Genomic DNA, 23,180 nt, shown 5'->3' with positions numbered 1-23,180 from the left:
GCCTCTCAATCCGCCTGCAGCGTCCCGAAGAAGGGATCTGTTGTGACGGCGGGCGCCTTGTCAAAGCGTGACCGAGCTTCCGAGAATGGCGGTCGACTGGCTGGAAGCGGCATTGCCGCCGTTGCCGTTGATCAGGACCGCATTCGTGTTCGCGACCTGGCGGTCGCCGCATATGCCGCGCAGTTGCTCTACAGCCTCGATGACGGCGAATACGCCGTACATGTTCGGCTGCACGCATGACAGGCCGCCGCCATTGGTGTTGATAGGCAACTTTCCGCCCGGCCGCGTCAAGCCGCTGGCAATGAAGGACCCGCCTTCGCCTTTGCGGCAAAAGCCGAGATCTTCGACGAACAGGATCGGATTTATCGTGAAGGCGTCATAGAGCTGCAGCATGTCGATGTCACCTGGCTGCATCCTCGCCATGGCATAGGCGCGCCGGCCGGAGTCCTGCGCCGGCGTTATGGTGAGATCGGCCATGTTGGAGACAGTACGATGCCAGGCGGCATTGCCGATGCCAAGTAAATAGGCTGGCTTTTGCGGCCGGTCCCTAGCGGCGTCGGCGCGCATCAGCACGAAAGCGCCGGCGCCATCCGTCACCAGGCAGCAATCGTGCACGGTAAAAGGATCGGAGACCATTCTGGCGTTGAGGACGTCTTCAATCGTCAGCGGCTTGCGGCTGAACGCGGCGGGATTGAGCTGCGCCCAGGATCTGGCCGAGACTGCGACTTCCGCAAGGTGCTGGCGAGTGGTGCCATATTCGTGCATGTGGCGGGCTGCGATGAGAGCATAGCTCGAGGGCGGATTGAATGGTTGATACGGCGCATCGAACGGCGCCGGATCGAGCATGTTGCGCGCTGCCGCTTGTGCCTTACGCCCGAATGTAGAGGTCCGTTGTGTGCTGCCGTAGCACACCAGCACCGCATTGCACAGGCCCGCAGAAAGCGCGAGCATGGCTGGTTGCAGGTGCGCAACGAAGGCGGATCCTCCAATGTTCGTGCCTTCGATGAAGGAAGGCCGAAGACCGAGATACTCGGCGACATTGAGCGGCCACATCGCAGCATTGAGATTGGCGGTGCAAAGCCCGTCAATATCCTGCAAGCGCAGGCCCGCGTCCCTTATCGCCGCGTGGGCTGCCTGCGCCAAGATTTCGATCTCGCTGTAGCCGCGGGCTTCGCCGCAGCCAGCCATGCCAACGCCGACGATTGCGGTCGCACCGCGAAAATTGTCTCGAGTCATCAATGCCTATTTCACTTCGCAAACCAGGAGGCCTTTGCCATCGATCTTGATGACCTTGGTCCGGACCTTAGTACCAATCATAACACGCTCCGGTGAAATCCCCCGGACGCTGCTCATCAAGCGCACGCCCTCCGCCAGCTCGACAATGCAGACATTGTAATCACCGCCATCTTCCTGGCTCCGGCGCACGGTCGTCGTAGAGTAAACGTGGCCGTCTCCCATTGGCGAGAACCGGGACAGGTTGTTGGCACCACAATGAGGACAGACAGTGCGAGGGTAGAACACTGGGCGGTCGCACTCGTCGCAGCGTTGGATGACGAACCTGCCTGCATCGAGCGCGCGCTGATACGCTTCCTCCGGGCCGATTACCTGTTGCGCTTCATTCATGGCAGACCGATCTCCTTTGCATTCTCTCGATCCTGCAACTCGCGCCAGAGAATCTTGCCTGCTGGCGATTTCGGCAGCGCGTCGACGAATTCCACGATTCGGGGATACTTGTAGGCCGCCATGCGCTGGCGCGACCAGTCGATGATGTCATTTTCCGTGACCCGGCCGCGCACATTATCCTGCAACCTGATCAGCGCCTTTACTGTCTCGCCGCGATAGGCGTCTTTGACGGCGATTACGCAGACCTCGAGCACGTTTTCGTGCTGATGGAGCATGTTTTCGACTTCCGCCGGCCAGACCTTCAGACCGGATGCATTGATCATCCGCTTGGCGCGATCGGTCATGTAGAAGAAACCGTCCGCATCGCGATATCCGATGTCACCAGTGCGATAGAAGGACCGGCCGTCAATCTTAACGAAGGCTTCGCGCGTCGCGTCCGGCTGGTTCCAGTAACCACTGAAAAGCTGTGGCCCGTGCACGGCGATCTCGCCGATTTCGCCGATAGCAAGTTCCTGGCTCTTCTCCGCATCGATGATCGACGCCGTAGTATTGAAGAACGGTATGCCGAGGCATTTTGGTCGGGGATCTTCGATCGGATTGAGATGCGTGGTGGCGGCCGTCTCGGTCATGCCGTACGCCTCGATGAAGGGCAACCCAAGCCTCTCGTTCAGCCGTTTCCACACCTCTTCGGGCATTGCCGCACCGCCCGAGGTGATGCGGCGCAGCCGCGTCAAGTCGAATTCGTTGAGCCGAGTGTTCGTCAGCAAGTCGATGACGGCCGTAGGCGCCAAGGATGCATGGGTGACGCCGTAATCAACCATCACATTCGCCGCGAGGTCTCGGTCCCAGCGCGGTACGATTGCGATGGAGGCGCCCGCATAGATAGGACTAGTCACTGCATGGTTGAAGCCCGATACGTGATACATCGGCGCCGCCCCGAGAGAGACGTCCCCGGGCCGCAGTCCATGCCATAAAGCCAGTCCGGTGGCATTGTGCCCAAGGCTGCGATGGGTATGCATGCAGGCTTTCGGCTTACCGGTGGAACCAGAGGTGTATGGCATGGCGCACAGGCTGAGCGGTCCCGCGCACGGCGCCTCCGGCAAGCCCCCCGCATCGATCAGGTCCGCCCAAATACTGCAGCCGCTCACCTTCATGCGTCCGGCAGCTAGCCAGTCAGGGAGCTTGTACCTGGTCTCCTTCGGAAGGTAATCTGAATATGTCGCCACGATGAGCGTGCCGACTTCCGAGCCGTTGGTGGCGGCAATGGCGGTTTCCGCCAGATCCTGCGCGACAAACATTGCGCGTGCGCCGCTGTCCCGGAGATAGTGCGCAACTTCGAGCTCACGGTTCATCGGGCTGAGCGGGACAACTACGAGGTCAGCGCGGAAGATCGCGTAACACGCAATCAGCCACTGTGGCGAATTCTGCATCAACAATGCGACGCGGTCGCCGCGCTTCAAGCCACCGCGCTTCTGTAGCCAGCCGGCGAGGCGCTCAACATTTCGATGAAACTCGCGGTAGGAGATGGAGCTGCCCAGGAAATGGATAGCCGCAACATCGGGGAAACGCGCTGACGTGACGAAAAGATTGTCAGTCAGCGTCGAGTGTGGAAGTGCGAACGTTCTGGTGTAATCGCGCCGACGGTGGGCAGCGTCTGTCATGGGGAGGCCTTGCAGGTCATGAATTGCTGCAAATCTACAGCCAGAGGCTTCCGCCACGAAAGCGAGCAAAATTGAAAACAAGCGGTGCAAATTTGGAGATTGGCAAGGATCCTCTGGGGCAGTTTGGTACGTGGGCGGAACCTGCGAGAAAGAATTCTCCTTGCGAGGCGTCCGGTGCTTCCCGATGAATTGTTCGAAGGAGTGAGGTTAGTCGTGGCTGATGCGAAGCGGGTTCTGATTGCGGGCGCGGGGCCAGTAGGAATGGTGGCCGCTGCCAAACTTGCGAAGGAGGGGATTCCCGTTACCGTTCTGGAAGCGGCATCTGATCTCAGCACGGAATCGCGCGCGTCGACTTTTCATCCGCCGACCCTCGACATGCTAGACGATATCGGGGTTACGAAAGACCTTATTGCGCAAGGGTTGATCGCTCCGACAGTTCAGTATCGCAGCAGCGAAGGGCCTATTGCGAACTTCGACTTCGGTGATATCTCCGATCTCACAGGTCATCCGTACCGGCTACAATGCGAGCAGTACAAGCTGACCCGCATCATCGCGAAGACGTACGGGGCGGATCCGCACCTCAGGATCGAATTCGACGCCGAAGTTCTGGAAGCAGCGCAGGGCGAGGAGGGGGTGTCGGTAAAGGTCCGCAGGCCGGATGGTTCGATAGAGCAGCGCGAGGGCCTCTGGCTGATCGGTGCCGACGGCGCCCGCAGCGCCGTTCGCAAATCGATCGGCATCACCTTCGATGGGTTCACCTGGCCGGAGCGTTTCCTGGTTATCTCGACTCGGTTCGATTTTCTGAAGATCTTTCCCGACTTGGCTTCGGTAAGCTATGTGGCGGACCCTGAGCAATGGTATTTCCTGCTCAAGGTGCCCGGCATGTGGCGAGCGATGTTTCCGATTGCCCCAGAGGTGCCGGATGAGAAAGCCGGGACCCTCCAATATGGAGCGGACACGCTCGCCCGGCGTTTCGCCGTGGCCGCGACTGCGCCGATAGACCACGTCACCCTGTACCGCGTACATCAGCGAGTGGCCGCGACATTCAGGTCAGGCCGCGTATTTCTCGCTGGCGACGCCGCTCACATCAATAACCCTCTCGGCGGGATGGGCATGAACGGAGGCATCCATGATGTCGTCAACCTTTGCGACCGGCTCACGAAAGTGTGGCGCCGCGAAGCAGATCCGTCCGAGCTCGACCGCTACGATCGCCAGCGCCGCCTGGTGACCCTGGAATATGTTCAGAAGCACACGATCGAGAACAAGCGGAATCTCGAGTCGCGGGATCCCCGCGAGCAAGAGGTGTTCCGTACGGAAATGGCGCGGACGGCGGCAAGCCCCGAACTCACCCGAAACTATCTAATGAAAATTTCAATGCTCGCGAGCCTGAAGCGCGCGGCCGAACTCGGATGAGCGGTGAAAAAGATGGCGACACATGATCTCTGGCTTCGGTTCCTTCGGAGTGCTCGCTGGGAAGAGCGAACCGTCACAATCAAAGGGTGTGTGATCGCCGGGTGGACGGGAAGGGATCGAGTTGCGCTCGAAGCGCACATCGCGGAGCTCGAGAAGATCGGAGTGAGGCGACCGGGATCTGTCCCGATCTTCTACCGCGTATCGGCCTCGCGCCTCTCGACCGCCGAGGCGATCGAGGTAACCGGCAAGTCATCCAGTGGTGAGGTGGAGTTCGTCTTGCTCCAGAGCGGCGGAAGGCTCTGGGTAGGGGTCGGGTCCGACCACACGGACCGCGACGCCGAAAGCATCGGAGTCACGCTCTCAAAGCAGATGTGCGACAAGCCGATAGCGGGCGAGTTTTGGGCTTACGACGATGTCAGGGATCACTGGGATGACCTGATGCTCCGTTCGTACGCGGTGAACGACGGAAATCGCGTACTATACCAGGAAGGAGCGCTTTCCGCGATGCGGCCACCCGAGGAACTGATTGCCCTCTATACCGCCGCCGGAACGCTCTGCGAGGGCACGTTGATGTTTTGCGGTACGCTCGCTGTGCATGGGGAAATCCGTCCCGCGCAGAGATTTGAGCTTGAGCTCACCGATCCGCGGCTGCGTCGATCGATCCGGAAGGCCTACCAAATCGAGCAATTACCCGTGCTCGGCTGACGATGCACGACTTGATGGTGGAACCAAGTAGAGGAGCCCTCACGTGGCCGTACAGAAATCGCATGACGAGTTTTATACGCTGGATATGCAGTCCGGATGGGAGACCCCGCCTAGCTATCCGTCAGGTATCAAGCAGAAGATATTGTCGGGCGCGCTTGATGAGCCGAACCGTCGCGGCAGCCGCACCAGACTTCTCAAGTTCGATCCGGGGACGTTCACCACCCTTCCATTCGTTCACGAGTACTGGGAGGAAGTTTTTCTACTCTCTGGCGATCTCACGGTCGGGAACGACAAGCAAGGAAAGGGTGGGCAGGGATTCGCTCCGTTTACCTATGCTTGCCGGCCGCCGGGCGCATTTCACGGCCCATTTAAATCGGAGGGTGGCTGCCTACTGCTGGAGATTCACTATTTCGACCCTGCTTAGGAACGAAGTAGCGCGCGCCACGCAAGCGCGCTCCCAATCAGGAGCTATCCCCGTCGGCTATAACGTCGTGGGGCGCCTTTTCTTCAGCTTCCTGTCCGGCTTTATCTTGGTGCCATCCTGATCGCGCCGTCGAGCCGGATGGTCTCGCCGTTCAGCATCGCATTTTCCGCGATGTGAATCGCGAGGGCAGCGTACTCGTCCGGGCAGCCAAGCCGTGCGGGGTGTGGCACCTGCTTGGCGAGACTGGCCCGCACTTCCTCGCTTAACCCCATCAGCATCGGAGTAAGAAACAAGCCAGGCGCGATGGTATTCACCCGGATCTTGATCTTGGAAAGATCCCGCGCGACGGGCAGCGTCATTCCAGCGATGCCAGCCTTGGAGGCCGCGTAGCCGGCCTGTCCCACCTGTCCATCGAAGGCGGCGATACTGGCTGTATTGATGAAGACTCCGCGTTCCTCGCCTTGCGTCGGCTCGGCCGCGAGTCTCTGCGCGGCAAGACGGATCATGTTGAACGTTCCGATCAGGTTAACGTTTATTACTCGCGTGAACTGGTCGAGAGGGTAGGGACCGTCCTTGCCAAGCGTACGCTTGCCGCCGCCGCCAATCCCGGCGCAGTTGACGAGGACGCGGGCCACGCCATGTGCTGCCTCGCCCTTGTCCAAAGCCGATTTCACTTGTTCCTCGCTCGAGACGTCTGCGACAGCGCTCACACCGTGAATCTCCGCCGCGACGCGTTCGACACTATCGCGACTGATGTCGATGACGGTCACTTTCGCACCCTTGCCTGCCATGGCGCGGGCAGTTGCTGCACCGAGCCCCGAGCCGCCGCCTGTCACAATCGCCGGAACGCCGCTCAAATCCATGATTTTCCTCCTGATGAAGATACGGGCGAAGATTTCGTTTCACTACGTCGAAAGCCCGGTCTTCCAGAGCAACAATTTCGAACAGCTTTGTTGCATTTTTGAAGCTGCCTGTGGCCATAAGACCTGCTGCTTGAGTAAAGGTCGGTTGCACGATAAGGCCAACTTTTGTCTTGCTCTCATCAATCGGCGAGTCCCATTGGTCGGCGCCCACTTACCGGAGCGGAGAAGCGGAAGCTGAATTGCCGTAGGGAATGTCATCGACACCTCGCAAGTTCGACTACAACGCAGCGGTTGCGCTTCACGCGGAGGTGCTTGCAATGATCTGGTGTTCAGCTCCCGATCGGTTCGTGCCGGTGACTATGGCGGCAGGATCCGCTTTGAAAAAGATCGATCGTCGGTAGCAGATGGCTTCCTGCTTTTGAGCAAGCTTAATCGGCCGCCTCAGAGGAGGGGCAACCTTACCCTCGCGGTATTCACGGAAAAAGTTGAACAGACCGATGTGCGGGTATTCCGAAAGAACTTTTTTACCTGCCTGAATATTGGGCCCAGATCAGCGCGAGAGACTTCGCCGCAGAAAAAGTTGCGAGCGTCCCGATCACGCGCAGAATTTCGGACTTATGACGTCTCATATTGGGGAATTTCGGCGTTAGGCAATTCGTAATATTTCCGTAACACGGAGAATACCTATTCCGGGAGCTGACACTTGTCGATGCGCAGGATGCAGCTCGGATCTCCGACGACGTTTTGGATGAGGGGGCGAATCGGATGGAGTACGCTGTTTGGCCTCAAGTGGGGGGAGATCTTTCATCTGCAAGGCGACATGCGGCGTCGTTCCTGGACAATTTACCTGTCGAGAAGGACTACATAGCCATAGGCCGGCAGGACTGGATAGCGAAATGGACAACGATTGGAGATCATCACTGCCTTCTAGGGGAATCGAGTATCAAAAACGGAGCGTTCGATGAAGCGACCGAGGCCTGGCTCTGTGCGCTGACGGCCTTCGAAGTTGCCCGGCGGTTGGTTGACGAAGACGACACACGAAGAGCAGACCTTTCGACCAAAGTCGTTATGGGCATTCAGAGGCTGAAATCCTCCCTGTTGCGTCAAATAGAACAGGTAAAGATAGCGCCATGCGATCTGGCCGAACTCTTGGCCTACTACTTGCCAGCTGGCGATTCCGATGCGCCTGCCCCGGCGATCATTTGCATCAGTATGGAAAACGAAACAGGAGCGACCTTGCTTGGAAGGCTCCTGCCCGTGGTGGTTGGTCGAGGCATGTCGGTTCTCGTTATCTCTCACGACGACATCTCACATCAATCCAGCAGTCAATCGGCGGCCTTGCTATCTTGCTGCTTGGATTACTTGTTAGCTCGACCCGATGTGGATGGAACCCGAATTGGCGTCTTTGGGGAAGGTTTGTCTGCCGCTCTTGCAACTGATCTCGCTGCGTCTGATCGCAGCGTCGCTGCGGCTGTTTGCGACGGTGGTCTTTGGAATTGGGTGCGGACTCGAGCGGGCATCAGGTGGATCACTCGGGCCGTAGATGGAGCAGTCGAACACGATGCAATATCGGCGTGTCGCGCGCAATTAACATGCCCTGCTCTCGTGGTCGCCGGCGGCCGTGGCATCGTCAGCCTTTCGGAGGCGATCCAACTACAAGCTGATTGCATCGCGGCGGGGGCTGATCTGGACTTGGCAGTTCCGCGGATTATCCGTTGCTCGGGCGGCGAGATCGAAAATTTCATAACTTCCGACGACTCCATCTTCGGATGGTTGGAGCATAAGCTCTCCTCAGCTTCCGCTATCGGCAAAGTCTGATCGATGATTTAGATCTGTGGGCCCTTACTGAGCGAGTAGCGTGTTACGCCTTGAGCCTGAACTGCCAACGCGACCTCACCGCGGCGTCCTAAGGACTTCTGTCACGGCGCGATCCGCCAGGACAAAGCTGACAGCAGAAGTCTCTCGCAGCGCAGCGCCGCCCTTCCTCGAAAGCCATGACTGTGCTGCCTATCTCGGCGTCCGTGAAGCTGGCTTCCTACAGCACACCTATGTTCAATTTCTGAGATGCCAATCGGCTACTCCTCGCGATCGCGGCTAGTCGCTTGTTCAGGTAATCAACAGACGCCTCGTCTAGCCCGTCAAACATAGTGGAGTTTAGAGCTTCTCTCTTGATTGATAGTTTCGCAATTTCGGCACGGGCCTTTTCAGTCAACGACATCTGAACAAATCTTGCGTCGTCGAGCGAAGGCACGCGGGCTAGAAACTGGATGCTCTCTAATCTCTTGGTTTGGTTGGTCACAATGGCCGGATGGGTCCGGAGCTTGTTCGCAACCGCTATCCCCGAGACTCCGCGCCCCTCATCGAGTTCGACAATCGCCATTAGAATTAACCACTGCGGTTCGGTTATTCCTAACAGTTGAGCCCAGCCCTTGTGTATCTCCTGGATCTGGGAGTGAATCTCAACAATGTTCCAGATGAAGTCGCTAACGGCTCGGTCGAGCTGTTCTTTTCCGGTCATTTTGGTCTTTCTGCCAACCTTTAGTCTCACCGCTACAGCGCGCGGTGACCCAAGGAAACAACAGGTATCTGCCTTCGGCTAGGGAAAGAAGGCCCCAAAGAGCATGGGCGCCATGTAACTATACAATTGATTTATATAATTGAAAAAGATAATCATATCGGATCGGGCCGCGAATTTCTCGCCACCGACCTTGCGAAACCTCCAAGGAAAAGCCTCTAGGGTGCCCCCTGGGGGCTTTTTTCATTTGAAATTCGCCTTTGGAGCTGCGTTGCAGAATTGACACATGGCGCATCCAAAGAATCGCTTCATAAAAGTAATTAATTGCTACAATTGAAATCAGCAAGTACATGTCAACTGACACCGAGGGGGCGCCTCGAGTCGTTCCGTCAAGCAACCCAGCCCGTGGGGGTGAGGCTAGCCGCGGCGGATCTTTGAAGGACGGAAACGACGTTTCCAACTTGGAGGTTCATCCATGAAACTGACAAAAAGTCTCATCCTGGGCTCCGCAGCCATGCTCGCTGGAGCAGGAGCGGAGGCAGCCGATCTTCCCGTGAAAGCGAAGGCGATCGAGTATGTGAAGGTTTGTTCCTTGTACGGTGCAGGCTTCTACTACATCCCGGGTACCGATACGTGCCTCAGGCTGGGTGGTTACATTCGTGCCGAAGTCGGCTTGGCCACTAACGGTCTTTATGACACCGCCAACGCTGGTGTGGGTGCTGCGCACAACCGTCTCAGCAACTACTACACCGCCAAATCCCGCGAATATCTCTACATCGATACGCGCACCGCGACCGAGTATGGCATGGTCCGTACCTTCTTTGACGGGGCCTTCACCTGGACCTCGGGCGGATATTCCGGTGCCGGCACAAGCGCATTGAATGGCGCGACAGCCTACAGCTCATCGACCACCAATCAGATCTCGGGTGGCGGCCTGTCTGTCTGGAATGCGTTTATCCAGTTCGCTGGTTTCACGTTCGGTAAAGCGAATTCGCAGTTCTCCACGCCCTGGACGAATTATCCGGGTAACAACTTCGACGGTCTGCCGGGCGGCGGCGGCTGGGAGCCCGTGAACCAAGTCACCTATACTGCTGACTTCGGTCAAGGCATCACGGCATCCTTCTCCGCCCAGGATCAGGTCGCCAATTATACAACCAACATCTGGAACGTCAGCGGCGCAACGGCTGCGGGTCTGGCAGCCGGAGCTTATGGTCTGAACAACATTGGCGGTACGCGGTCTCCTGATCTTGTGGCCATGCTTCGGGTTGATCAGGCTTGGGGGCTCTTCCAAGCGTCCTTCGCCGCGCATGACAATCACGCCGGCTATTACGGCGCCGATGAAACGACGGGGCATCCGGGCGACAAGTGGGGCTGGGCTGGACAGCTGGGATTGTCGATCAAGAACATCCCGACTGGCGCGGGTGACACGATCAACGTGTCAGGCGTGTACACGAATGGTGCAAGCCGTTACAACTTCAACAGCTATTTGACCACGACCTTTAATATGTATGGCGGTACGGGCCTCACGGGTGCTTACCAGAGTGTCGGCCTTGCTGGTCTCTCAGACTCTGTATTCGTAACCGGTTCTGGTCAGCAGCTCACCACCACGTATGGCATCATGGGTGCTTACACCCACAATTGGAATCCGTACTGGAACACTGCTCTCTACGGTGGGTGGGCCGCTGTCCGATATAACACCACAGCCAAGGGCTATATCTGCGGTGCTGTCGCGCCGACCCTCGCTCTCTCAAGCGGCCTTGCTGGCTGTAACCCCGACTTCGATTACGGAGTGGTCGGTGTGATCACTCGCTGGACCCCGGTGAAGAATCTGACCTTCTCGGCCGATCTCGCTTACGCCATTCTAGACCAGAAATATGCGGGCGGAAGCACGGTGAACCTTCCGCTGCAATCGGGTCTCGCAAAACCGGCTGCAGCCTATGAGTTGAAGGACCAGGGCGCTCTCACGCTCCTGCTCCGCGCTCAGCGCAACTGGTAAGTCTTTCAAAGCAGCGGAAGGAGAAAAGAAGCGGCTCTACACATCTAGTTTTACCTCCAAGAAGGCCTCCGGCATGCCCGCCGGAGGCCTTTCATGTTGCCGCCACGATGAAGAACTCATATCCAAACGCAGAACATGAGCATCTTGGTCGCGCCGAGCGAGACTATAGCAACAAATCAGGATAACCTGCTCTTAGGTCGCTGTTGTACGCCTCGTAGAACCGGCGACCGCGACGGGAACCATCACCTGTATTCTTGAAGGCTAGGCCGCTCTGTCGAGTGAAGCTCCACGACGGCTCAGCGCCGGTCCGACGTGTTGTGTGCAATCCTTTACCCGAAATCACCACGTCCTTGAATAGCTGCAGCATCGAGCTCGGTCGCCCTTTGACCATCGACAATTTCGACCCGGAACGCTCGCCGAGTTGGAGATCGGCGATAGAATGACTGCGCTCGAGTGCATCGCCGCAACGCAAGCAAGGCGTCAGATTGACCGCGACCTAACGCTCTTTTGTTGACTTCGATGTGGTTGCTGACGCCGACACTCTGCCTGCCACTGCTCACGTCGCGGAAGCCCTTGCGAGTTGCAAGAAGTTCATGAGCAGCAAGTGCCCTTGTTGGGTAAGGATCGATTCCGGATGAAATTGCACACCAAAAGTTGGTTCATAGCGGTGGGCGAGGGCCATGATCTCACCTTCCTCCGAACGCGCTGTCACCATGAGATCGGGCGCGCATGTTTCGTCGAGCTCAACGATTAGAGAATGGTAGCGCCCAACGGACAGTGGGGAGGCGAGCCTATTGAACAATCCGCGGCCGTTATGCGTTATGTACGAGCATCGACCGTGCATTGGGCGACGTGCGCGCGCCACGCGCCCACCGAAAACGCTCCCAATACACTGGTGTCCGAGGCAGATTCCGAGAATTGGGGTGCGCCCCGAAAGTTCGCGGACAACAGCGGTAGATATTCCGGCCTCGGTTGGAGTGCCGGGACCAGGCGATATGACCACCCCAAGCGGCTTAAGGCGAACAAGATCGCTGACACTGATGGCGTCGTTCCGGATCACATCCGTTGCTTCACCGAGCTTGCGGAAGTAGCGGGCAATGTTGAAAACGAAAGAGTCGTAGTTGTCGATAATAACAATCAAAAAGCACCGGCTGCTTCATGAAATGCATCAAAGATCCGCTCGGCCTTGGTGAGCGTTTCCTGGTACTCAGCCTCGGGCTCCGACATTGCGGTTATGCCGCCGCCCGCATGAACCACAGCCAAATTGTCATCGATCGTGACAGTGCGGATTGCAATGTTTGTGTCCATGTGTCCGTTGAAGCCAATAAAGCCGATCGCCCCGCAATAGACCCCTCGCGCCACCCGCTCGATTTCAGTAATAATTCCCATGGATCGTATCTTTGGCGCCCCGGTTATGGAGCCGCCCGGAAAGCTGGCGCGAAGCAGGGTGACCGCGTCATTTGGCGTGGCGAGTTCGCCTGTAACAACCGATACGAGGTGGTGTACCGAGGCATAGGATTCGAGGCCGCATAGCGCTGAAACCTCAATCGAATCCGAGGTGCAAACACGTGACAGATCGTTACGCAGAAGGTCGACGATCATGGTGTTCTCGGCACGGTCCTTTTCCGACGCAAGGAGAATTCCGGCGCGGCGCCGGTCTTCTGCGGAGTCTTCGGAACGCGCAATCGTGCCCTTGATAGGCCGAGTTTCGACCATCCGTCCGTCAAGCTTCAAAAATCGCTCGGGCGAGCTCGATGCAATGGTCAACTTGCCGTAGCGCAGGAGTGCCGCAAAGGGGGCGGGGTTCAATACCCGCAATCGGCAGTAGAGGGCAAGCGGATCAAATGAGGCCGAGACCCGGGCAGTGAACTGTTGCGCGATATTGGCTTGAAAGATGTCGCCCGCTAGAATCAATTCGATGACGCGCTTTATCGCCGCAATGTACTCCTCGCGACTGAAATTCGAATGCCATGAACCGATTGCGCCGGCAAGGGCGGTTTGAGGCGCGGCTGGGCTGGCAAGCAGTGCTGCAAACTCCTCGGCTCTGCGGCGTGCACGCTTTGTCCTCCGTGCAGAATCCTGCTCCGGCCATCCCGTAGAGACGATCCAGCATCTGTCATCGCGGTGGTCGAAGCTGACGACCACGTCATAAAGATGCATGATGGCTTGAGGCAGACGCTGCCCAGCGATTGCCGGCGCTGCCAATCGCTCAAGCGTCCTGTTCAGATCATAACCAATGAAGCCGGCGACGCCGCCCTGGAAAGGCGGAAGATCGGGACAATGCTGCTGCGGGTAGTTGGCGAGCAGCGCGCGCAGAGCTTCCCATGGATCCCCCGCGAGAATCGATCCGTTGCAACTCGCCTGTCCTTCCGCAACTGTATAGGTGCCGAACGGGGCGCAGGTCAGATATGAGTAGCGCCCAAGTAGCTCATGCCTTGCCGCGCTATCGAGGAACGTAAGGTGAGCTCGCCCCGAGAGACGTCGCATCGCCGCGACGGGCTCGATCCACTGCAGCTCGCGGACGTGCATCGGGCGTTAACTACCTATATCTGGCGTGCTGTAAGGCGCGCTCTTGTACGAGATCTCCATCACGCGAGAGCGACCCTCGTCGGCGATCCGCAAGGTTCGATGATTGCGTGTCAGCGTAATCCCCCACCAATTGACCATAACGCAATCCAGGAACCTAGCTTGCCGCTTATGTTGAGCCGGAACATGCATCCGTTAATGCAGTGTAATCAGCCGCAACCCGCAGCTCCCGCAGTGGACGTACCGGCCTGATCGACTCCTGATATAGATCATGCGCTTTGTAAGCCGCGAGTTCAGTCTCGTTGTCGAACTCTCCATAGACCACGACATCGATATCGTTGCCGAGCTGGTCGGTCTTGCGATTGCGAGCCACCTCCAGCCGCCGTGCATGAGGGATTGCGGTGAGGACGGATAGACCGTCGATAATCTGATCGACATCGGCGTTATCTTTCGCGCTGAACAAGACGATGTGACGAATCATGGATGGCCGTGGGTGATGCCGCAAGAAGGTGGCATAACTATCCTCAGATCGAGTCCGCTGCAACATTAACGACCGCCTCCCCGCCAGATCTTCTTTCGAGTCATGACGCGGGAAGAACAAGGCGCTCAATCGCTTGAATGTGGCGCGCAAGCAGGTTGCAAGCGTGATTGACGTTGCGTGCGCGCAGCGCCTGCAGAATCAGGCGATGATCCTGATTGGGTCGCGGTCGCCACCCGCTACTTCGCACCATCGCGAACACCGATCGAGAATTGGCAAGCTGTAGCCCATCGAGGCTCGAAAGCAGGCGCGGCATAGCGCAAGGAGCGACCAGCGCACGGTGGAACTCGCGGTTAGCCATCTCGAAATCCTCAATCGTCCAGGCATTGTCTCCTTCAAGCAGCGCAATCTCGATCTGTGCCAAGTGCAGCGAGATGCGGCCGATCTTGGCTCGCATTGGCACCCGGTCTGATGCTGCCAACTTTTCACCCTTGATACACAGCGATGGCGCTGCCGGCGATGTCGCTGCCGGCATGCCACGTTGGTGCCGGCGCCGGAAGGCATCGAACTGTCGCGCTTAACGCTTGCCCACGAGGCTGCGGCTATCGGCTCCTGCCGGGGGTATTCTCATCAAGCAGGACTTCGTTCTCAAATCGGTTGGGGTTATCGTCCTTCCAGCGCACCGATCCAAACGGGCGCTCCAGCATTCGACGAACCCGTACAGGATCGGGGCCGATGTGAAAGGCTTCCGCCTCTCGCTCCAGCGCGCGCTCCGATAGCGTCGCACGGTTACGCTGCCGCAGGTAGTCGAACCATGTCGGGCAGTGATAGCGCTCGGTCCAGGATTCCGGATCGGCAATGTCGCGCGCTATCGACCATCCATAAGCGCCGTTACGCTGACGGGACAGCTGCACTCCCTGCATGGCATTATGGAACGCTCGCGCATTCTCATGTGCAACTCGATATTCGATCTCGACTACCAACGGCCCGCTTCGGCCGGTCAACGCCAGCTGCACGTTGGGATCATCAAGCAGTTCGGCTTCTTCACCGCGCGCGCCTATGCGTGGCATGGGTAACCAGAGTCCCAACAGAGGCGAGAGTAGCATCAACGCGCCCGACACCAGGAGCGCAGTTTCGACGCCAGCGGCGTCAGCCAGGCTGCCCCATCCCCAACTACCGATGGCAACCCCGCCTGATCCCGCCGCCTGATAAGCCGCGAGCGAACGTCCGGCAACCCAGCGGGGCGCCGACAGCTGTACCCCCACGTTAAACAGGACCCATGCTATCATCCACACGGCGCCGGCCAGCACCAGCGCGGCCGATGTCAAGATCAGGCCCTGGCTCAGAGCCACTGCAACAAGGCTTCCACCCATCGACAGCGTGCAGGCTCGAATGGCTGCCTCGCCACTCAAGCGCTTGCGCATTTCGGGGATGTAGAGTGCGCCGATTACTGCCCCGAGGCCAAAGGCGCTGAGCAGGAGGCCATACGTCTGCGCGCCGCCATGCAGGAGATCTCGTGCAACTATAGGCATCAGGGCAATGATTGCGCCGCCAATTACGCCGGTCACCATGGAACGGATCAAGACGATCTTGATCGAAGGGGAATTCGTAATGTATCGAACGCCGGAGACGATCGCGCGACTGAACTGTTCAGGCGGCAGCCGCGAAGATTGCGCTACGCGCTTCCATAGCAACAAAGCGACCATTAGCGGTAAATACAGCAGAGCGTTTAATGCGAATGCAGCCACTGCGCCAGCGGTCGCAACTATGATACCACCGAGCGCTGGGCCGATGCTGCGCGCGATATTGTAGCTGACACCGTTCAGCGCGACGGCAGCGGGCAGTGCGTCGGGCGGCACCTGCTCACTTATCGAAGATTGCCACGTTGGATCCATCAGCGCCACGCCGCTGCCAACGACAAAGCACAAGGCCAGCAACAGGGTCGGTGTGACCATGTCGAGCCATGCAAGCACTGTTAGCGCACTGGCACCGGTGAATGCAATGCCAAGCGAGATGAGCGACACGATTCGGCGATCATGCATGTCCGCAATCGCGCCGGCTGGCATTGCAATCAACATAACCGGAAGCGTCAGCGCAGTCTGGACGAGTGCGACCATGTCGGCCGATGACGTCATTTGTGTCATCGCCCACGCAGCCCCGACGCTGCGAATCAGAGCCCCCACATTTGAGAGAAGGCCCGCCAGCCAGATGCGACGAAAGGTAACATGGCGGAGCGGCGCGGTGATGCCGTCGCCGCCAAACGTCTCTGGCTTGCGCGTCTGGCTCATATCAGCCCCTGCCGCGCCTCCCTGGACCGAGGAGTCCAAGAGTCAGAAGGAGGCACGATGGTGCGCAGCGTCTGGCCAAGATCAGGTAATGCTTGTCCTGCGCGGTCGTGGGCGTCATTCTGGAAACAGAGCCGCTCGTACTGTAGTTGAACATCGTAAGCCACGGTCGCTCGACGCTTGAGCCCATCAATTTACCTTGGAATTCAGATTGTCGGCGAGTTCTCGCCCTTGGATAACTTTGAGCGTAGATGGATCATTCACTGAAACGCCACTCGCATCCCTCGTCCAGGAGTGCTGAACTCTCAGCAATTGCTAGATTACTGCATTAGCGGTGCAGAAATCTCGCGTAATATAGCGATGTAGCGTCGAAAAAGCGCGCGCAAGGGAGGCGCCTGCATCTCTCGCGTGATGAATCGTGAAGGAACCAGTGTCAAATCCGATCCCCGCTCGAATTGGGCTTCGCAACCTAACGCCAGGCGGGCGTGTTCGAGTACTCACAGTGTCGCACAGAGCGCGTCAAGCGAAGTTATTGGTTCTTTCGAAGCCTGACCATTTGGGTCGCCGAACAAGCCATACTTGATTCATCATGCTCCATGAAACAGCGGACGGTCGGATGCCGTCCAGATAAAAACAGCCAAAACATCGTGCGCGCGGCAAGATGCGATACGTGAATGAGGCCGGGCTGCTCCTCCGATGGAGAGGGCTGCAGTTATGATTGGCTACAAAGTCACATCCGGTTTGGATCAGACCAGATTACAATGATACGGCGTTTATTGTGCGGTGTTCGGGATATTTTGCAGGATTGCGGCTCTGACGACATGTAATGAACATCGAGTAGCTACGTTCGCTCAGCAATTACCGCTGTAGAGTGTCGGCAGAGCGATGGAAATCGCTGCAATTCGTCCAGGACAGCTTGAACGGCGCAAGATCTCTCATGCCGGCATCCTCTCTTTATCCTTGCGCTCGCACTTCTGGTCCTCGTCGGCTCCGCAGAGAGTTCAATCGCCCCTTCGCGGGGTCGTCTCGTTTGCACGCCACCTGTTCGACAAGATCTCTATTGCCTTTGGGGCGAATCTGGGGATATCCGTGCAACTGCCGGTTCTCGACCTATGGCAATGCGTAACGACCGCATCGCGGACGGATGCCTATTGTGGAATAGACCCAATCTACGCTTTCCAGCGATATGGATGGCAATCGCGTTGAAGGGCTGGACATTCGACAAGACGGTCAGTTGGGGTCGAATGCGATACGGGCTTGACGTAAATCGGCGATGGTCGAGGAAAATTATCGTGTCTCAGGCTGCTAGCGTTGCTCGCGAACCGTCGGGCTGCAGCTCCGGCGGCCCTAGCGTCTCCTCGCAGAACGTAGGAAGAGGTGTGAGCTTAGCCCTGCGGCGCGGAAGGGACGAGAAATTTGTCTAGGCGAGCGCGCGTGTCGGCTGCGCACGTTGCCAACAGTCAAATGTGCGATCGCACCATCCTTACTGACGGGGAAATCTGGCACTAAGAGGCCGCTGAGTGACAGCCGGCGGACTCTTCATCTTCGCTCGCAACGTAGTAATGTGCCGCGGCGATATTTTTGTGATGGAGACGTTATGTCTAACGAAGCCGGAAAGCCGATCAGGCCGCATTTGACAGAGAACTATCGTCCTGAGGTGATCAAGAAGAACTACGTGCGTCAGGCGCCTCAGCCAAGTAAAGGCGTTGATGGCAATTACGTTCCTCCGACAGATTCTGCACCAACGCCCACGCCCCCTCCAAATCCAAGAAAGGACTAGACGCGTCGGCGACGAAAATCGATTCGTGCTATCTGGTCTGCTGGGATGTAGGTAACCTCGTCGCCCCAGTAATCATCCGCCAGGGGATCGCGAGGAAAGAAGACCTCAGAAACAGACGATCGCACGTGGGTGACGTACATAAGTACGTCACCCTTTGCGCCGAGTACGCACGGACCATTCGGACTGGACGTGAACCTGCTCAGATCGTTACATTTCAACCAGGTGCCGTCTTTAAGTTTGACCGAAAGCTGGGTTGCAACCCTCTTTTGACTGAATAGCGCGATCCAAGCGCTCGGAAGTTCATCGGCATAACTAATGCGAAGTCTGCGCAAGACCGATTCGGAGATCTTTCGCCCGAATAGGCTCCAGCACCCGCCGACGACCAATGCAAAGATAAAGGCAACGAGCGAGGCCCAGCTTAGGGTAAGCCCAAGCAGAAGCTGGCTCGTGTTGTATGCAAACGCTGCGAAGAACCCAAACACCAGAGTCGAAAAAACAACGTCGATTGTTTTGTGGTGCTCGCGTATCCCTACATTCGCAACGAAGTATCCAGCGTAGCCACTCGCCAGGGTGAGGAGAGTGGCCCATGGTAAATTAATCAGCTTCGTTAAATCGTCCATGTCTTATTTGTATGATTATTTGCTTTCACTGAAAAGCGTAGTTGGATGCGCCTACGCTTGCACCTCGCGCGACGGGCCTATTCTTGCGTCGTTCAGACGAGGTGGTGGAGATAGCAGCCAATCTTGGCCAGCCGCGACAATTTGGAAGGAGTGGTGCGACAGTGGCGATTGCGGTGTGGATCATCGCAGGATTTCTCTGAATTGTCTGAGTAGCTCGTGTTCGCGTCGCATCGACGTGAGAGGGGAGGGTCTATCCTCGTATAACTCCCTCGCATCCCGGGATCGAGAGAGGATCTTCGAACGACTGGAAGAGCCGGCCCGCAAAAGGAGAGCCTATGCGCCAGACCATAAATGTGGAGGAACTGATGGAGACAGTGAGTCGGCGCCGGCGATCGTTTAACGCGACAACAAACGATCCGCTCGCCGTCAACTAAGAAAGCGGTTTTTCCGATTGCGACGAAATATAGCTTGTCTTCGACTCGCGCGGTCGATCTTTCTTTGAGACTATGATTAGCCGCTTGTGTTTGAGGGAATGGAGCGCTGCTGATCTGAAATGACCTCTTCGACGAGCACTATCTCTGAGCTATGTACGTCTAAGCGTCTACGATGGGGCGTCCTGTTGTTGATCTATTCGTTCGCAGAACGCGAACTAGCGCCCACGCCGCTTCTTCGCATCTTCTTGCGATAGTTGCAGCCAGGAGCAAAGTGAAGAGCCTTTCGCCTCTCAATGGTGTGAACAAAGGCGTCATCTGACGTTTAACATGGCAGCATATCTGCTCTGACGGAGCGGCTGGATTACGTGAAGGAGAATTTGAAATGGTGACCACGCGTGAAGTGTCTGTCGATGACGCTACAACGGTGACCCGGATGGTTGCTGCCCTGCTTGCCGAACTTAGGGTCGGCCACACGCAGCCAGCACTGGATGAGCAGCTAGTCGCAGACCTCCTCGCTATTAAGGAGCGCGTCTCAGGATTTCTCGCTTTTTCAGAGGAGTGCCCGGTCGGCATCATCATGTTGTCGGAAAGTGCTGCCCTTTTTGCGCGCGGAACCTACGGCATCATTACCGAGCTTTACGTGGTGCCAGATCAACGGTCGTCCGGGGTTGCGATGCGCCTCATTGAGGCCGCGGTGGGCCTGGGGACGATAAAAGGCTGGGCCCAGCTGGAAGTGGGAGCGCCTAATCAGCCGATGTGGAGCCGTAGCCCCAACTCAGCATTGTACCTGAAGGCCGGTTTTGCAGAGATCGGGCCCCGCCTCAAATTGCCATTGCATGGTCTGGCCAGCCGACGAGCGCAAGCGTGCCCTCCAGCACCATCGCGGTTGGATCCTCGGGGGCGACGTGCATCCCGCTGCGGCATCCCGAATTCATCTGCCGCAAGATTTGCTTGAGCGTCGATTCGTGGGTAAGTGATCGGCTCACGATGAGGTCCAGGACCGGTGTGATTTGCGGAAATTGTGGCTGTTGGGTCGATGATCGGCATGGCTGCGCTATCGTCAATGATTGCCGTCCCGCTGGTGATGTGGTGATGTCTACGCGTATGCTGACCTCGGTCAATCGAGCTCTACAGTTGGTTGTCGGGAGCGTAGCCATCGGGATTGGCGCGACCGACGTTGGCAGAATGATCGTTGATTCTCGTCGCCTTATCACTCTCAAAAACTCCGGGCGACTTCCAGCTCCTGAATAATGGCGCCAGAAATCGCTGCATTTCTGCATCATTCGCCGGACTAATTTGCAACATTGAGGTGCTCGGTCGGAAGGTCGCCGCCCATCAACCGTGCGAACGACCAAGGGCATTACTCCAGTCGGTCAATACTTTCTTGGCTAAGGAGCGCCAGCCGGCCCGAGGCGGGCGAGAGGACATAGCCTTTACGCGTGATCAACGCGATATCGCGCGCCAGCGACGGCTCCCTTATAGCTAGGACCTGCACCTTGGCGTTTGTCCCTGACGGTACGACGCATTTTGGGAGGATTGCAGCGCCCAGGCCGGCATTCGCCATTGAAATAAGGGTTTGGGCCTGCGAGAACTCGAATTTGGTCTGCAACTCGATCCCCACGCTGTTGAACGCCTGATTGAGGAGCTCGCGCAATGCGCTTGCCCGGTTCAGCAGCAGGAGTGGCATGGTCGCAAGTTGCGTCACCGTGACTGCCTTCTGTGTTGTTGGTAGTAGCGTCCGTGGAACGATTGCGAAGAGCCGTTCCTTGAGAATAACCTGGAAGCTTAATTCGGGGTCTTTGATTACGGGGCCAATGGCAAAATCGACTTCGCCCCCGCGCACACTATTGAAGAGGTCCGGGGGATTTTGCTCGCGAACGATCACCCTGATCGACGGATAGTGGTCCTCGAATAAGCTCAGAATTTTTGCCAACCGCGCGGAGGCAATTGTTGGCGAACACGCGATCATTACTCGGCCTCGCCGGATGTCAATCGTCTCTCGGATCTCACGGACGCTGGCGTCGATTGTCCGAATTGCCAAATGAGCCCCTTCAAGAAGCTGCTGGCCTTCAGGCGTCAAGCGGACCTTGCGTGTCGTACGCCGGAACAGCGTCACGCCGACTTGTTCCTCGAGTTGCTTGATTTGATTGCTGACTGCCGACTGCGATCGGAAGGTCAGATCGGCCACATAGCGGAAACTTAGATGGGTGGCGACTAGGATGAAGGTCTGAATGAGCTTGAGGTTTATGTCCGTGATTGGCGCAGGAAGCTCAATCGCACCCTCATTTTTACGCGCGAGCATATAACCCAGCCATTTTCGTGGATTCATCGATGCATCGCTTGGAATATAAAGCTCTCCTGTGAGGATTGTCCAGCTAGCGGCATCAATCGCACAGTTTAATGAATTTATTTCCGTGCACCATGGCTGCTACGTAGCATTCGAAGTTCTCGTCTTAGCGAAGAATGCCGTTAGGCCCGCCCGACGGTCACGGGCGAGAGTCAGACCGCAATGTCAGAAGGTCAAAACACATTGTCAGATTCTGTCGTCGGACCAGCGCCAGCGCTTGCGGGTTTGCGCGTGCTCGACATTGCCACTTTTGTAGCTGCGCCGTTTTGCGGCACAATCCTCGCCGATTTCGGAGCCGAGGTGATCAAAATCGAACAGCCCCAAACGGGCGACGCGCTGCGCAAGTTTGGAACTGAAACGGAGTGCGGTGATACCCTCGTATGGCTAAGCGAGGCGCGCAACAAAAAGACCATGACGTTGGATCTTCGCACTCCTGAAGGCGCCGACATTTTTGGTCAATTGGTCACGAAATCCGACGTGGTTCTGGAAAACTTCCGACCGGGCACATTGGAACGCTGGGGCCTTGGGTTCGCGACTTTATCTGCTATGAACCCTCAACTGATTATGCTGCGTATTAGTGCCTACGGACAGAACGGTCCGAAGAAGGACGAGCCAGGATTCGCGCGGATCGCCCACGCATTCGGCGGGCTCACTTATCTTTCCGGCGAGCCGGGACGCGTTCCTGTTGTTCCTGGTTCCACGTCGATAGCGGACTACATTTCCGGTATGTGGGGTGCGATCGGCGTGCTTATTGCGTTACAGGCGCTCAAAACAACCGGAAAGGGCCAATTCATCGATATCGGACTCTACGAGTCCGTGTTTCGTCTTCTGGACGAGATCGCGCCAGCTTATGCCAAATTTGGAAAGATTCGCGAACGCATGGGCGCCGATACGGTCAACGTCGTTCCGCACAGCCATTATCAGACGCGAACGGGGGAATGGGTGGCAGTAGCCTGCACCAGCGACAAGATGTGGGAGCGGCTTGCCGCGTCGATGGATCGCGCCGACCTTGCAATTGAATATCCAACGGCTCCGATCCGAGACGCTAACAGAGAGACCATCAACCCCATCGTTGCGGAATGGATCGGAAGTCTGAGCTGTGAGGAGGTGATGGCTATCACCGCAAACGGAGGCGTTCCCTGTGGCCCTGTCTATTCCATCGCTGATATTTTCGACGACGCACAATATGCTGCGCGCGAGAACCTGATTGAGGTGGAAGATCCGCGAGTGGGGCGCCTAGTGCTACCGGCGGCCCTACCGCGTCTGTCGGAGACACCTGCCCGCTTTCGGCATGCAGGCCGTCCGTTAGGGGCAGACAACGTTGAAATTCTTAGGACAATTCTCGGGCTTTCCGAGGCTGACGTGGAAGCTATGGCGCGACGCCGTGTGATTTAGATGTTGATTGCCTAATGTATGCTTGGGCTAAACACAGAAGTCTCCAGTTTTGAATCGCCTCCTTTGTGCTAGTCCCGCGAGGAAAATTACCAGTTCTGTCTAGATGTCAACGTCG

At 57.4% G+C, this 23,180-nt stretch carries 18 protein-coding genes and 1 pseudogene; 7 read left to right on the top strand and 12 right to left on the bottom strand.

The features are described 5' to 3' along the window. Positions 1–60 precede the first annotated feature (60 nt). Genes ACFDR6_RS35650 through ACFDR6_RS35640 form a run of 3 tightly spaced genes read right to left on the bottom strand, consistent with a single transcriptional unit; the run spans position 61 to position 3,284 of the window. Positions 61–1,236, bottom strand: a complete 1,176-nt coding sequence (locus tag ACFDR6_RS35650; RefSeq protein WP_375861259.1) for an acetyl-CoA acetyltransferase — start codon at positions 1,234–1,236, stop codon at positions 61–63. A gap of 6 nt (positions 1,237–1,242) precedes the next feature. Continuing rightward, the gene (locus ACFDR6_RS35645) at positions 1,243–1,623 is read right to left on the bottom strand and encodes a Zn-ribbon domain-containing OB-fold protein (RefSeq protein ID WP_375861258.1); all 381 of its coding nucleotides are present in this window, start codon (positions 1,621–1,623) and stop codon (positions 1,243–1,245) included. Then, the gene (locus ACFDR6_RS35640; protein WP_375861256.1) at positions 1,620–3,284 is read right to left on the bottom strand and encodes a long-chain-fatty-acid--CoA ligase; all 1,665 of its coding nucleotides are present in this window, start codon (positions 3,282–3,284) and stop codon (positions 1,620–1,622) included. The genes ACFDR6_RS35645 and ACFDR6_RS35640 overlap by 4 nt, the downstream gene beginning before the upstream one ends. Before the next feature lie 213 nt (positions 3,285–3,497). Between ACFDR6_RS35640 and ACFDR6_RS35635 the strand changes: the two genes are divergently transcribed. Genes ACFDR6_RS35635 through ACFDR6_RS35625 form a run of 3 tightly spaced genes read left to right on the top strand, consistent with a single transcriptional unit; the run spans position 3,498 to position 5,826 of the window. Beyond that, the gene (locus ACFDR6_RS35635) at positions 3,498–4,697 is read left to right on the top strand and encodes an FAD-dependent oxidoreductase (RefSeq protein ID WP_375861255.1); all 1,200 of its coding nucleotides are present in this window, start codon (positions 3,498–3,500) and stop codon (positions 4,695–4,697) included. A 12-nt stretch (positions 4,698–4,709) separates the two neighbouring features. Then, complete coding sequence (locus tag ACFDR6_RS35630) at positions 4,710–5,402, top strand: DUF2848 domain-containing protein (RefSeq protein ID WP_375861253.1); 693 nt, start codon at positions 4,710–4,712, stop codon at positions 5,400–5,402. A gap of 43 nt (positions 5,403–5,445) precedes the next feature. After that, the gene (locus ACFDR6_RS35625; RefSeq protein ID WP_375861252.1) at positions 5,446–5,826 is read left to right on the top strand and encodes a cupin domain-containing protein; all 381 of its coding nucleotides are present in this window, start codon (positions 5,446–5,448) and stop codon (positions 5,824–5,826) included. 101 nt (positions 5,827–5,927) lie between these two features. Here the strand turns inward: ACFDR6_RS35625 and ACFDR6_RS35620 are convergent, their stop codons facing one another. Continuing rightward, positions 5,928–6,689: an SDR family NAD(P)-dependent oxidoreductase gene (locus tag ACFDR6_RS35620; protein WP_375861250.1), complete on the bottom strand. Its 762-nt coding sequence runs from the start codon at positions 6,687–6,689 to the stop codon at positions 5,928–5,930. Positions 6,690–7,454: 765 nt separating this feature from the next. Here ACFDR6_RS35620 and ACFDR6_RS35615 point away from each other — a divergent pair. Further along, entirely contained in the window at positions 7,455–8,507 is a 1,053-nt protein-coding gene (locus ACFDR6_RS35615; protein ID WP_375861248.1) for an alpha/beta hydrolase family protein, read from the top strand. A 217-nt stretch (positions 8,508–8,724) separates the two neighbouring features. Here ACFDR6_RS35615 and ACFDR6_RS35610 read toward each other — a convergent pair whose 3' ends face one another. Then, positions 8,725–9,207 (bottom strand): MarR family winged helix-turn-helix transcriptional regulator, encoded by a 483-nt coding sequence (locus ACFDR6_RS35610; RefSeq protein WP_375861246.1) that lies wholly within the window; start codon positions 9,205–9,207, stop codon positions 8,725–8,727. 472 nt (positions 9,208–9,679) lie between these two features. Between ACFDR6_RS35610 and ACFDR6_RS35605 the strand changes: the two genes are divergently transcribed. After that, positions 9,680–11,200: a porin gene (locus ACFDR6_RS35605; RefSeq protein WP_375861245.1), complete on the top strand. Its 1,521-nt coding sequence runs from the start codon at positions 9,680–9,682 to the stop codon at positions 11,198–11,200. 556 nt (positions 11,201–11,756) lie between these two features. Here the strand turns inward: ACFDR6_RS35605 and ACFDR6_RS35600 are convergent. The 6 genes and pseudogenes from ACFDR6_RS35600 to ACFDR6_RS35575 all read right to left on the bottom strand — a co-directional run bounded on the left by ACFDR6_RS35600 (position 11,757) and on the right by ACFDR6_RS35575 (position 18,889). Then, complete coding sequence (locus ACFDR6_RS35600) at positions 11,757–12,341, bottom strand: anthranilate synthase component II (protein ID WP_375861243.1); 585 nt, start codon at positions 12,339–12,341, stop codon at positions 11,757–11,759. Beyond that, the gene (gene pabB / locus ACFDR6_RS35595; protein ID WP_375861242.1) at positions 12,338–13,729 is read right to left on the bottom strand and encodes an aminodeoxychorismate synthase component I; all 1,392 of its coding nucleotides are present in this window, start codon (positions 13,727–13,729) and stop codon (positions 12,338–12,340) included. The genes ACFDR6_RS35600 and pabB overlap by 4 nt, the downstream gene beginning before the upstream one ends. A 166-nt stretch (positions 13,730–13,895) precedes the next feature. Beyond that, a complete protein-coding gene (locus ACFDR6_RS35590; protein ID WP_375861241.1) occupies positions 13,896–14,207 on the bottom strand; it encodes a Dabb family protein in 312 nt (103 codons plus the stop codon). A gap of 100 nt (positions 14,208–14,307) precedes the next feature. Next, a pseudogene (locus tag ACFDR6_RS35585) lies at positions 14,308–14,637 on the bottom strand (FCD domain-containing protein); the annotation flags it as partial. Positions 14,638–14,806: 169 nt separating this feature from the next. After that, complete coding sequence (locus ACFDR6_RS35580) at positions 14,807–16,492, bottom strand: MFS transporter (RefSeq protein WP_375861240.1); 1,686 nt, start codon at positions 16,490–16,492, stop codon at positions 14,807–14,809. A 1,773-nt stretch (positions 16,493–18,265) separates the two neighbouring features. Next, positions 18,266–18,889, bottom strand: a complete 624-nt coding sequence (locus tag ACFDR6_RS35575; protein WP_375861238.1) for a DUF6338 family protein — start codon at positions 18,887–18,889, stop codon at positions 18,266–18,268. A gap of 816 nt (positions 18,890–19,705) precedes the next feature. Here ACFDR6_RS35575 and ACFDR6_RS35570 point away from each other — a divergent pair. Beyond that, complete coding sequence (locus ACFDR6_RS35570) at positions 19,706–20,278, top strand: GNAT family N-acetyltransferase (protein WP_375861237.1); 573 nt, start codon at positions 19,706–19,708, stop codon at positions 20,276–20,278. Positions 20,279–20,683: 405 nt separating this feature from the next. Here ACFDR6_RS35570 and ACFDR6_RS35565 read toward each other — a convergent pair whose 3' ends face one another. Continuing rightward, complete coding sequence (locus ACFDR6_RS35565) at positions 20,684–21,652, bottom strand: LysR family transcriptional regulator (RefSeq protein WP_375861235.1); 969 nt, start codon at positions 21,650–21,652, stop codon at positions 20,684–20,686. 180 nt (positions 21,653–21,832) lie between these two features. On the opposite strand from ACFDR6_RS35565, the gene ACFDR6_RS35560 reads away from it, so the two are divergent. Further along, on the top strand, positions 21,833–23,065 hold the full coding sequence (locus tag ACFDR6_RS35560) for a CaiB/BaiF CoA transferase family protein (RefSeq protein WP_375861233.1): 1,233 nt from the start codon (positions 21,833–21,835) through the stop codon (positions 23,063–23,065). Positions 23,066–23,180: the final 115 nt, after the last annotated feature.

Source organism: Bradyrhizobium tunisiense, from assembly GCF_042263385.1.
Taxonomy (GTDB): domain Bacteria; phylum Pseudomonadota; class Alphaproteobacteria; order Rhizobiales; family Xanthobacteraceae; genus Bradyrhizobium; species Bradyrhizobium tunisiense.
This window is presented reverse-complemented; position numbering and strand designations above follow the sequence as displayed.